The organism is Roseateles sp. (genome assembly GCF_036486225.1).
In the GTDB taxonomy this organism is placed as follows: Bacteria; Pseudomonadota; Gammaproteobacteria; order Burkholderiales; family Burkholderiaceae_C; genus Roseateles.
The window spans coordinates 1-11,208 of the sequence record NZ_DASVNZ010000194.1; the positions used below are offsets into that span (position 1 = coordinate 1).

13 protein-coding genes and 1 pseudogene are annotated in these 11,208 nt (G+C 67.7%); 4 read left to right on the forward strand and 10 right to left on the reverse strand.

Going from position 1 to position 11,208, the window contains the following annotated elements:
* The 3 genes and pseudogenes from VF536_RS13590 to VF536_RS13600 all read right to left on the reverse strand — a co-directional run.
* On the reverse strand, positions 1–207 hold a 207-nt coding region (locus VF536_RS13590; RefSeq protein WP_331615387.1), incomplete at its 3' end, for a peptidoglycan-binding domain-containing protein.
* A gap of 219 nt (positions 208–426) precedes the next feature.
* Entirely contained in the window at positions 427–1,431 is a 1,005-nt protein-coding gene (locus VF536_RS13595) for a threo-3-hydroxy-L-aspartate ammonia-lyase (RefSeq protein ID WP_331615388.1), read from the reverse strand.
* Positions 1,432–1,514: 83 nt separating this feature from the next.
* A pseudogene (locus VF536_RS13600) lies at positions 1,515–1,835 on the reverse strand (hypothetical protein); the annotation flags it as partial.
* A 151-nt stretch (positions 1,836–1,986) separates the two neighbouring features.
* Between VF536_RS13600 and VF536_RS13605 the strand changes: the two are divergent.
* The 3 genes from VF536_RS13605 to VF536_RS13615 all read left to right on the forward strand — a co-directional run bounded on the left by VF536_RS13605 (position 1,987) and on the right by VF536_RS13615 (position 3,770).
* Positions 1,987–2,517: a gamma carbonic anhydrase family protein gene (locus VF536_RS13605; RefSeq protein ID WP_331615389.1), complete on the forward strand. Its 531-nt coding sequence runs from the start codon at positions 1,987–1,989 to the stop codon at positions 2,515–2,517.
* Positions 2,518–2,535: 18 nt separating this feature from the next.
* Positions 2,536–3,129: an alpha-ketoglutarate-dependent dioxygenase AlkB gene (locus VF536_RS13610; RefSeq protein WP_331615390.1), complete on the forward strand. Its 594-nt coding sequence runs from the start codon at positions 2,536–2,538 to the stop codon at positions 3,127–3,129.
* Between the two features lie 221 nt (positions 3,130–3,350).
* Positions 3,351–3,770, forward strand: a complete 420-nt coding sequence (locus tag VF536_RS13615) for a VOC family protein (RefSeq protein WP_331615391.1) — start codon at positions 3,351–3,353, stop codon at positions 3,768–3,770.
* Positions 3,771–3,816: 46 nt separating this feature from the next.
* On the opposite strand, the gene VF536_RS13620 is transcribed toward VF536_RS13615, so the two are convergent.
* From VF536_RS13620 to VF536_RS13630, 3 genes are all read right to left on the reverse strand, one after another.
* Positions 3,817–4,194, reverse strand: coding sequence for a DUF1801 domain-containing protein (locus VF536_RS13620; RefSeq protein WP_331615399.1), 378 nt, complete (start codon positions 4,192–4,194; stop codon positions 3,817–3,819).
* Positions 4,195–4,379: 185 nt separating this feature from the next.
* On the reverse strand, positions 4,380–4,793 hold the full coding sequence (locus VF536_RS13625) for a VOC family protein (RefSeq protein ID WP_331615392.1): 414 nt from the start codon (positions 4,791–4,793) through the stop codon (positions 4,380–4,382).
* Between the two features lie 88 nt (positions 4,794–4,881).
* Positions 4,882–5,325 carry a helix-turn-helix transcriptional regulator gene (locus VF536_RS13630; protein ID WP_331615393.1) on the reverse strand — a complete coding sequence of 148 codons (444 nt, stop codon included), beginning with the start codon at positions 5,323–5,325 and terminating at the stop codon, positions 4,882–4,884.
* 87 nt (positions 5,326–5,412) lie between these two features.
* Between VF536_RS13630 and VF536_RS13635 the strand changes: the two genes are divergently transcribed.
* Positions 5,413–7,611, forward strand: a complete 2,199-nt coding sequence (locus VF536_RS13635) for an OsmC domain/YcaO domain-containing protein (protein ID WP_331615394.1) — start codon at positions 5,413–5,415, stop codon at positions 7,609–7,611.
* 35 nt (positions 7,612–7,646) lie between these two features.
* On the opposite strand, the gene VF536_RS13640 is transcribed toward VF536_RS13635, so the two are convergent.
* The 4 genes from VF536_RS13640 to VF536_RS13655 all read right to left on the reverse strand — a co-directional run.
* Positions 7,647–8,444, reverse strand: a complete 798-nt coding sequence (locus tag VF536_RS13640; RefSeq protein ID WP_331615395.1) for an N-acyl homoserine lactonase family protein — start codon at positions 8,442–8,444, stop codon at positions 7,647–7,649.
* A 102-nt stretch (positions 8,445–8,546) separates the two neighbouring features.
* Positions 8,547–10,049 carry a sensor histidine kinase gene (locus tag VF536_RS13645; RefSeq protein ID WP_331615396.1) on the reverse strand — a complete coding sequence of 501 codons (1,503 nt, stop codon included), beginning with the start codon at positions 10,047–10,049 and terminating at the stop codon, positions 8,547–8,549.
* On the reverse strand, positions 10,033–10,716 hold the full coding sequence (locus VF536_RS13650; RefSeq protein ID WP_331615397.1) for a response regulator transcription factor: 684 nt from the start codon (positions 10,714–10,716) through the stop codon (positions 10,033–10,035). The genes VF536_RS13645 and VF536_RS13650 overlap by 17 nt, the downstream gene beginning before the upstream one ends.
* Positions 10,717–10,780: 64 nt before the next feature.
* Positions 10,781–11,208: hypothetical protein (locus VF536_RS13655; RefSeq protein WP_331615398.1), on the reverse strand; the 428-nt coding region annotated here is incomplete at its 5' end.

Genomic DNA, 11,208 nt, shown 5'->3' on the forward strand with positions numbered 1-11,208 from the left:
GCCGCCGTTGGGATCGACACGGCCGTCGGGCTTGCTCATGAAGCCGCGCTGGAAGCGCAGGATGCCGTCGACCGTCAGCGGGCCGCACAGGCCGTCGACGCGGCCACGATAGAGATGGCGGGCCGTCAGCAGACGCTGTACGGATTCGACGTCGGCCTTGCGGTTCTTGCCGGCGGCGCCGACGGAGTCGATGAGATGGGCTTGCACGCGAGGATCCCCTTGCTGTCTGAAGTCGGATGGCGATTGCATTCTGGGCATCCGTCACCGACCGCGACATTGACCAAGGTCACGCGCACGGCTTCGCGTCCCTCGCAGCTGTGACGGGCGGTAACGCGGAACGCCCAAAGCACGCGGACCGCCCAAAGCACGCGGACCGCCCAAGCGCCCCGGGGCGCTCGTCGCGCCCGGACCGCCTGTCTCGCCCGCTCAGGCCGCCGAGGCGGCGCCGACCAGTTCGCAGAAGCGTGCCATGTCGACGTTGCCGCCGCTGATGACGATGCCGACGCGCTGGCCCTTCAACTGGTCCTTCATCGCTTTCGCGGCGGCGAAGCCCAGGCAGCCGGTCGGCTCCACCAGCATCTTCATCCGCGACGCGAAGAAGCCCATGGCGTCGACCAGTTCCGCGTCGGTGGCGGTGAGGACGTCGTCGACATGCTGGCGGATCAGCGCGAAGGTGATGTCGCCGAGGTGCGGCGTCTGCGCGCCGTCGGCGATGGTGCGCGGCGTGTCGATGGTGACGATGGTTCCGCTGCGGAAGGATTGCTGGCCGTCATTGCCCGCCTCGGGTTCGACGCCATACAGCTTCGCCTGGGGCGACAGCGCGCGGGTCGACAGCGCCGTGCCCGACAGCAGCCCGCCGCCGCCCAGCGGCGCGAAGACGGCGTCGAGCGGACCGACCTCGTCGAACAGCTCCTTCGCGGCGGTGCCCTGCCCCGTCAGCACGTCGGGATGGTCGAACGGCGGGATCAGGGTCAGGCCGTGCTTCTCGGCGAGGTCGCGACCGATCTGCTGGCGGTCCTCGGTGTAGCGGTCGTAGAGGACGACCTGGCCGCCGTAGCCGCGCGTGGCGGCGATCTTGGCGGCGGGCGCGTCCTGGGGCATGACGATGGTCGCCGGCATGCCGAGGATGCGCGCCGACAAGGCGATCGCCTGCGCGTGGTTGCCCGATGAGAACGCGACCACGCCGAAGCGGCGCTGCTCCGGCGTGAAGCGCGACAGCGCGTTGAACCCGCCGCGGAACTTGAACGCGCCCATGCGCTGGAAGTTCTCGCACTTGAAGAAGACCTGCGCGCCGAACAGCTCGTCGACGGTGCGCGAGGTCAGCACCGGCGTGCGATGCGCGTGGCCTTCGATGCGGCGGGCGGCGGCCTCGACGTCGTCGTAGGTCGGAAGGGCCACGGGCGTGGCGGCGGTGGGGGACGTGGCGCTCATCTCGACTCCTGAACGAAGGGCCGGAGCATCATGCCGCAGCGCTGTATCGGAACAGTGTCGGGCCAGCCATTCAGCCTTGCGATTCAGGCCTGCCACACCCCGTAGCCCGCCTCGCGCAGGCCGATGGCCAGCTCGACCTCCATCTCCCGCGCGGCCTCGTAGGGCATCGGGTTGTAGACCTCGTAGAGCTGCGGCAGCAGGCGCAGGCCGTAATCGAAGACGTAGCGGTTGGACTGGATGCCGGCCTTGTGCTTGTCGAAGCGCAGGTCGGGATCCAGCCCCGTCATGCCGACGTAGACGAAAGGCATGCCGAGCCGGTAGTCCGGATTCGCCTTGCGGAAACGCGGCTCGTTCCAGACCTGGTCGGCGAGCTCGACGACGTAGACGTAGTGATGATGGCGCTTCTCGCGCGGCGCCTTGACGGCGGGCTTCGTGCCCGGCTTCGTCGCCCGTTTGACCGCGGGCTTGGCGGCGGTTTTGGCAGCAGGCTTCGCGACGGTCTTCTTCGACGCCGCGACAATGGTCTTCTTGTTCCGCTGCCCGCCCTCGCCTGCCATGCCGCTGTCCCCTTATCTCGATACCGCCCCGGTGCTTGCCGAGCGCGTCTTCGTCCATGACTCCGCCCAGGTGATCGGCGACGTCACCCTCGGCCCCGACAGCTCGGTCTGGTGCAACACCGTGCTGCGCGGCGACGTGAACCGCATTGTGATCGGCACCGGCACCAACGTGCAGGACCTGACGATGGGCCATGTCTCGCACAAGAACCCGAAGAAGCCGGAAGGCTCGCCGCTGATCATCGGCGACCACGTGACGGTCGGGCATTCCGTCATCCTGCACGGCTGCCGCATCGGCAACGAGTGCCTGATCGGCATGGGCAGCATCGTGATGGACGACGTCGTTATCGAGGACCGCGTGATGCTGGGCGCCGGCAGCCTGGTGTCGCCGGGCAAGGTGCTCAAGAGCGGCCACCTCTACATCGGCCGGCCCGCGATGCCCGTGCGCGAACTCACCGCCGACGAGATCGCCTACCTGAAGTACTCCGCCGAGCACTACATCCGGGTGAAGGACAACTACCTGCGAGGCTGATCGGCTGAGCGGCTTCTCATGGACCAGTCCAGCCTCTTCGACGACCTCGACCCGCCCGCCGACGCGCTGCCCGAAGGCATGGCGTATCGCTCGGGCTTCCTGTCACCGGACGAGGAAGGCGCGCTGATCGCGCTGATCCGCTCGCTGCCGCTCGAGGCCGCGCAGTACAAGGAGTACACCGCGCGACGGCGCGTCGTCAGCTATGGCGGCAGCTTCGACTACGACGCCAACCGCCTGCGCCCGACGCAGGCGCTCATCGAGGAACTGCAGCCGCTGCGAGATCGCGTCGCGGAGTGGGCTGGCGTTGCACCGGACGCGCTCGTGCATGCGCTGGTGGCCGAGTACTCGCCCGGGACGCCGCTGGGCTGGCATCGCGACGTGCCCGACTTCGAGGAGGTCTTCGGCGTGTCGCTGGGCGCTTCCGCGACGCTGCGCTTCCGGCCCTACCCGCCCGATGCGCCCAAGCGAGGCGACGTCATCAAGGTGAGCGTCGAACCGCGATCGATCTACGCGTTGCGAGGTCCGGCGCGCTGGGCGTGGCAGCACAGCGTCGCGCCGGTGGAGCGTCTGCGCTGGTCGATCACGTTCCGCACCGCGCGGCGGGATCGTTGAAGGCAGGCGACCGCCCGATGCAGACGATCATCCGCTGATCGCACGTCGACGCGCCGCGCCTTCTCGACGCGCTTGACCATGCGTGCGCGGCGCCACTACGATCACAACCGCTCCGCAGTTTTCTCGACTGCATCGGGCCGTAAGCGTTTACGTCAGCCAACGCGCAACCCCACTGGCATTCCGACGCCTCGGCGTCGTGCCGGCTTGCGCACAGGCATACCATGACCACGCATACCACCACGGTCCGTTCCACGCTCAACCATCTGAGCTTCCCCTCCCACGACGTTCCCGCGACTGCCGCGTTCTTCGAGCAGTTCCTCGGCTTTGCCGTGCTCGCCATGGGCAGCAGCCGCGTCGTGAAGAAGGACGCCCTCGACATCGTCCTCGAGGACGCCCGCGATCGCGACATCCACTGGCCCGGCAACTTCCACATCGGCGTCGAGGTGTCGACGATGGCCGACCTCCGACGCATCCACGCCGACATGGTCGGCGCGGGCGTGCCGATGGAAACCGAGCTCATCTCGCATGCACGAGGCTCGCGCTTCTTCTGCTGGATGCCCGGTCGCCTGATGCTGGAGGTGAACACCCGCGAGGACGCGGCACCGGAGTTCCGCAGGACTTTCGCGAGCCAGCAGGGCTGACGCTCAACGACTGAAGGCTGAAGGCTGACGGACCAAGCCTGGCGACTCAAGCCGCCGGCTTGGCCTTCTTCGGCTTGGCGGCCGCGTCGTTCAGCGCCGCGGCCGCCTTGAACAGCGCCTTCAACGCCGCCTCGTCGATCTTCTCGCCCTGGCGGATGTCGATGGCGCGGCGCGCGTTGCCGTCCAGGCTCGAGTTGAAGAGCCGGGACGGATCCGCCAGCTTCGCCCCCTTCGCGAAGGTCATCTTCACGACCTCCTTGTAGGTCTCGCCGGTGCAGATCTGGCCGTTGTGCTCGAACACCGGCGTGCCGCGCCATTTCCAGGTCTCCTCGACGCCCGGCACCGCCTCTCTCATGAGCTTGCGCAGCCGCGCGAGCATCTCGCCGCGCCAGTCGCCCAGCTCCGCGATGCGGGCATCGATCATCCTGGCAGCGTCCACGCCGGGGACCTTGTCGTCGCTCGTCGCGGCGCTTCTGAAGGTGCTCTTGGCAACCGGCTTGACCGGCTTCTTCGCCACGTACGTCGCGGCGTGCTTGGCAGAGTGCTTCACGGCGCCGGTCAAGGGCTTCTTCTTCGGATCGGTGGTGCTGGGCATACGCGTCTCCGGGGTCAGGTCTTGAGCTGCTGGATACGGATCATGTTGCCCGCTGGGTCGCGCACGCCGAAATCGCGCACACCGTAGGGCTGGTCGATGGGCTCCTGCACGATCTCCGCGTCCCGCGACTGCAGGCGCTGGAAGGTCGCGTCCAGGTCCTTCGCGCCGAGCAGCAGCATCGCGTAGGTGCCCTTGGCCATCATCTCGGCGATGGTGCGCTTCTCCTCGTCGGTGAGACCGGGCGTGGCGTTCGGCGGGAACAGGACGATGGAAGTGTCCGGCTTGCCCTTCGGCCCGATCGTGATCCAGCGGTTGCCGCCGAAGGCGACGTCCTTGCGGATCTCGAAGTCCAGCCCGTCGCGGTAGAAGGCCAGCGACTCCTCGGCGTCCGTGTGCGGCAGGAAGGTCGAGTGGATGGTGATGTCCATGCTTGTCTCCAAAAGAGTGATTCCAGATGACTGATGTCAGAGGGCTTGGCGGCCGTCGCCGCCCGGTTCCGGACCCTTGGAACGCAGTCTAGGGGGACGACTTCTCCGGCGCTTCTCGATTCCTGATCGGACGCGTCACCTGCTTGGCGACGCAGGACGGCAGGCCTTCGGTCTCGGCCGCGGCGTCGCGGCGGTAGACGCTGGGCGGCACGCCGACCAGCTCGGCGAAACGCGTGCTGAAGGTGCCCAGCGACGAGCAACCGACCTCGAAGCAGATCTCGGTGACGCTGAGGTCGCCGCGGCGCAGCAGCGCCATGGCGCGTTCGATGCGGCGCGTCATCAGGTAGGCGTAGACGGACTCGCCGTAGGCCAGCCGGAACTGCCGGCTCAGGTGCCCGGCCGACATGCCGATGCCCGACGCGAGTGCCTCGACGTCCAGCGGCTGGGCGTACTCGCGGTCGATGCGGTCGCGCACGCGCCGCAGGCGCGCGAGGTCGCGCAGGCGGGTGTCGGAGGACTCGGGAGAACTCATCCGGCCATCCTATCCGCCGGCCCGGTCTCACCCGGGTCGCAGATGACGCCCGCGATAATGCTGGATAACCCGCAGAAGAGTCATCGCATGGAAATCAAGGTCAACTTTCTCGACAAGCTTCGCCTGGAAGCCAAGTTCGATGATTTCACGGTCATCGCCGACCAGCCCATCCGCTACAAGGGCGACGGCTCGGCGCCGGGCCCGTTCGACTATTTCCTGGCCTCCTCGGCCCTGTGCGCGGCCTACTTCGTCAAGCTGTACTGCGTCACCCGCGACATCCCGACCGAGCACATCCGCCTCTCGCAGAACAACATCGTCGACCCGGAGAACCGCTACCAGCAGATCTTCAAGATCCAGGTCGAGCTGCCCGCGGACATCTCCGAGAAGGACCGCCTGGGCATCCTGCGCTCCATCGACCGCTGCACGGTCAAGAAGGTGGTGCAGGCCGGGCCGGAGTTCATCATCGAAGAGGTCGAGAACCTCGACGCCGACGCGCAGGCCCTGCTGACGCTGAATCCGGATGCGACGGCCGCCACCTACATCCCGGGCAAGGACCTGCCGCTGGAGCAGACCATCGCCAACATGACGGCGATCCTGGCGAACCTGGGCATCAAGATCGAGATCGCCTCCTGGCGCAACCTGGTGCCCAACGTGTGGTCGCTGCACATCCGCGACGCGCATTCGCCGATGTGCTTCACCAACGGCAAGGGCGCCACCAAGGAAAGCGCCCTCGCCTCGGCCCTGGGCGAATACATCGAGCGCCTGAACAACAACCACTTCTACGCCGGCGTGTTCTGGGGCGAGGACATCGCCAACGCGCCCTTCGTGCACTATCCCGACGAGCGCTGGTTCAAGCCCGGTCCTGACGATGCCATCCCGGAAGGGTTGCTCGACGAGCGCTGCCTCGCCTGGTACGACCCCGACGGCGAGCTGCGCGCCTCGCACCTGATCGACACCAACTCCGGCAACGTGGCGCGGGGCATCTGCGCGCTGCCCTACGTGCGGCGGTCCGACGGCCAGACGGTCTATTTCCCGTCCAACCTCGTCGAGAACCTGTACGTCAGCAACGGCATGAGCGCCGGCAACACGCTGGCCGAGGCGCAGGTGCAATGCCTGTCCGAGATCTTCGAGCGGGCCGTCAAGCGTGAGATCCTGGAAGGCGAGATCGCCCTCCCCGACGTGCCGCAGGCCGTGCTCGACAAGTACCCCGGCATCGTCGCGGGCATCCGCAGCCTGGAGGAGCAAGGCTTCCCGGTGCTGGTGAAGGACGCGTCGCTGGGCGGCGTCTATCCGGTCATGTGCGTGACGCTGATGAACCCGCGCACCGGCGGCGTGTTCGCCTCCTTCGGGGCGCATCCCAGCCTGCAGGTCGCGCTGGAGCGCAGCCTGACGGAACTGCTGCAGGGCCGCAGCTTCGAAGGCCTGAACGACCTGCCCCGGCCCACCTTCGCCAGCAACGCCGTCACCGAGCCCAACAACTTCGTCGAGCATTTCATCGATTCCAGCGGCATCGTGTCGTGGCGTTTCTTCAGCGCCAAGGCCGATCACGATTTCGTCGAATGGGACTTCTCCGGCCAGGGCGCCGACTCGAACGTCGAGGAAGCCGCCACGCTGTTCGGCATCCTCGAGGACATGGGCAAGGAGTCCTACATGGCCGTGTACGACCAGCTGGGCGCGACGGCCTGCCGCATCCTGGTGCCGGACTACTCGGAGATCTATCCGGTCGAAGACCTGATCTGGGACAACACCAACCAGGCGCTGGCGTTCCGGGCCGACGTGCTCAATCTGCACCGACTCGACGATGACCAGTTGGAGGCGTTGCTGGAGCGCCTCGAAGAGAGCGAGCTCGACGACTACGCCGACATCGCCACGCTGATCGGCATCGATTTCGACGAGAACACCGTGTGGGGTCAGCTGACGATCCAGGAATTGAAGCTGCAGATCCATCTCGCGCTGGGGCAGCTGGAGGAAGCGCAGGAGCTGGTCGGCGCCTTCCTTCAATACAACGAGAACACCGTCGAGCGCGGCCTGTTCTACCAGGCCGTGAACGTGGTGCTGGAGGTGCTGCTGGACGACGAGCTGGCGCTGGACGATTACGTCGCCAACTTCCGCCGGATGTTCGGCAATGAGCGCATGGACGCCGTGCTCGGGTCAGCGGACGGCAGCGTGCGCTTCTACGGTCTGACGCCGACCAGCATGAAGCTGGAAGGCCTGGACCGGCATCACCGCCTGATCGACAGCTACCGCAAGCTGCACGTGGCGCGGGCCGCCGCAGCGGCCCGCTGAGGCCAGGAGCGCTTCGAGCGCTCCTTCGTCGACCGTTACTTCGCCGCTGCCGGGAAGGCCGGCAGCTTGCCGATGTCGCGCGGGTCGTGCTGGATGATGACCGTGGCCTTGAGGTTCTTCTCGATCTGCTTGACGCGCTGGATCGAGGCGAGCGTCTGCGCGCGGTCGTCGTTGAAGCTGGGCACGCCGTCGTGTTCGTAGTTCTCATGGAAGTGGACGGAGTCCCCGCTGAGGATCACCGGGCCCATCTCCTTGAGGCGGACCAGCAGGATGCTGTGGCCCGGCGTATGGCCCGGGGCGCGCAGGACCATGACGGTGCCGTCGCCGAAGACGTCCTTGTCCGCGGTCAGCGCATCGACCTTGCGCTTCTCGTCGATCCACTCGGCGAAGCCCTTGGCGTTCGCGCCGGCCATCGGCGGCGTCGCGTTGATGGCTTCCCAATCGGCCTTGCCGATCAGCAGCGTCGCATTCTTGAACAGGCTCACCTGGCCGGTGTGGTCGGCGTGGAAGTGGCTGATGCCGACGAACTTCACGTCGGCGGGATCGACCTTGATCTGCTTGAGCAGGTCACCCAGCGGCTTGTTGGTCGCGTTGGGCGCGGAACCCGGCAGGTAGCCGGTGTCCCAGACCATCACGTCCGCGCCGTGCCGGATGACGTAGCAGCTGAAGGTGAAGGGCTTGGACGTCTCGGTGTAGGCGAAGGTGTCGCTGAAACGCCGAGGGTCGTTGGTCCCGTTGCCGCAATCGAGCCGCGTCAACGTGACCTCCTGGGCCGCCGCCGACAGGGAGAGAAGTGCGCCCGCGGTGAGCGCCATCCAGAAGCGTGTCTTCATGTCTGTCTCCTTGATCGCGGGGATCATAGCCATGAAGCGGCCCGGCGCGCGCCGGGTCGTGGCTCCTTCAAGTCGCATCGGAGCGTCCGCATCGGAGCGTCTTCAGAACAGCGCCCGCCGTAAGGCTTGCGAGTAGCCGGTCTGGAATCCTGCATCAGACGGCGTCGCTGGCGTGCTCGGCGACGCCGGCGCAGACTCGGGCCGAGTCGTCGCGGTTGGCTCGGCAAGGTCTGGATCTGCGTCGTCCATCGGCGTCATCTCGCAACGCACCTCCAAGCCCGGCCCCGGCGCCCGCCGATGCGCGCTCAGCCGCCAGCCGTGCGCCGCGGCGATCTCGGTGCAGATCGCCAGGCCCAGTCCCGCGCCTTGCTCCCGCCGGTCGGCACCGCGCCAGAAGCGCTCGAAGATGCGCGGCAGGTCCTGCTCGGCAACGCCCTTGCCCTGGTCCAGGACCGAGAAGCCGTCCGGTCCCGCCATCAGCGTGACCACGCCCTCCCGCGGACTGTGCTGGATCGCGTTCTCCAAAAGGTTCTTCAGCAGCGTGAACAGGGCCCCGCGATCCACGCGCCAGGAATGCAGCGAGGGGCTCAGGTGCAGGCCGAGGGTCACGTCGTGTCGTGCGGCCACGCGTTCCATGAAGTCGAAGACCTCGCGCAGCGCCGGCGTCGGATCGATCGCTTCGACGCGATAGTTGCGCTGCTCGCTGGCCTCGGCCAGCAGCAGCAACTGCTGCACCTGGCGCGCCACGCGATCGACGTCGTCCAGGATCTGCTCGCGCCAGGCGCCTGACTCCGCCTGCTCCACCTGCGCGCGGATCAGCGCCAGCGGCGTCTTCAGCTCATGCGCGGCATTCGACAGGAACTCCTGCTGCGTCTTGAAGCCGCCCTGCAAGCGGTCCAGCGCCGCGTTGAAGGCCTCGACCAGCGGACGCAGCTCGCGCGGCTGGTCCGCCGTCGGCAGGCGCTCGGCCAAGGTTCTCGGCGAGATGCGACGCGCGGCGCCGGAGGCCGCGCGCACCGGCAGCAGCGCCTGCCGCAAGGCCACGTGGATCGTGATCAGAAAGATCAGCACGAACGTCGCGCCCAGCGCCGCCACACCCTGCCGGAAGACGTCGAAGCCGATCGATTCGCGCATCTGCAGCACGATGCGGTCGGTCACCGCGAACTGCACGTACCACCGCTTCCCCGCGCGATCGAAGGGCACGGTCGCCGCATGCATGGCGATGCCCTGCCGCTGGAAGGCGAACGACTGCCGCCGGGGTTCAAAGCCCTTTCCCGCCGGCGCGATCGTGGCGAGCACCCCGTCCGTGGCATACGCGACGCGCCCCTCGCCGTCCGCCACGCGGAGCATCACCTCGTTGCGCAGGCTGTCGAACAACCAGGGTTCGATCGCCCTCGCCTCGATGCCGACCGGCTGGCCCTGGGCGTCGAATTCGAGATGCTCCGCCAGCGATCGGCCGTTGCCTTCGATCTGGTGACGCAGCACCCAGCGCGAGAAAGGCTCCCACAGCACTGTCGACGCGAGGGCGACCAGGACCGCGCTCAGCACCATGCTGGCGGCCAGCACCGCCAGCACACGGTTGCGCAGGCTATTCGGCCACCGCATCTTGGAGCGCATACCCGTGATTCCTGAGATTGACGATGCGCAGCGCCGAGCCCAGCGAGTTCAGCTTCTTGCGCAGGCGATGCAGCGCGACGTCGAGCGCGTTGGGCGTCACCGCCTCGGACAGGCCCCAGGCCGCCGCTTCCAGCGCCGCGCGCCGGACCGTGCGCCCCTGCTGCTGCACCAGCGCGATCGCGATCTGCAGCTCCGCCGGCGCCAGCGCCACCGAGACCTCGCCGCGCACGAGCAAGGCTTCCTCGATCACAACCTCGATGTCGCCGAAAACCGCCCGCGGCGGCCGTACCGCCACGGACCGGCGCATCAGCGCCCGCACGCGCGCCACGAGTTCCTCCATCGGGAAGGGTTTGGCCAGGTAGTCGTCGGCACCGGACTCGAGTCCGTCAATGCGGTCGTGCAGCGCGTCGCGCGCCGTCAGCATCAGGCAGGGCGTGCCCTGATGCGCGGCACGCAGGCGCTTGACCAGCGTCAGACCGTCGCCGTCCGGCAGGCCCCGATCGATGACCAGCGCGGCGTAACCGACGTCGCGATGCGCGACCCAGGCGGGCTCCATCGCATGGAAAACGTCGGTCGGGATGCCGGCAGACTGGAGCGCCTGACGGATCAGGTCGGCCAGCCGGGCGTGATCCTCGACCAGGGCAATTCGATTCATGGGCAGCGGGGCGGAAATGCGGATGTTAAAGGCGCATCCTCCTCCGCCCCGACTTACCCGCGGCTTACCGGACCTCGTCCTCCACCGGCTCGTGGTACTGCATCACCGGCTCGCCGTCGCGGATCGCCTGCTCGTACACGCCGAGCATGCCCAGCGCCTCGCGCAGGTCGTCGCGGATCGCGGCGGTGGCGACGACCGCCTCGTCGTCGTTGCACAGCGCGCCCTCCTCCTCGTCGTCGCGCTTGAGGCGGCAGACCAGCTCGGCGATGACGGCGGCATGCTCGATGCGCTCGCGCAGCGTCTTCATCGCCAGCCCGACGGTGATGTCGCGCCGCGGCACGCAGTACTCCACGCTGCCCGGCGCGAAGCGGCTCAGCGACGGGTACATGCGCGACTGGTAGAGGAAGGCTTCGAACTCCTCGCCGTTCAGGCGCAGCAGCGGACGGAGTTCCAGCAGACGGCGCTGCATGAACAGCGTCCTCGCGGAGCGCG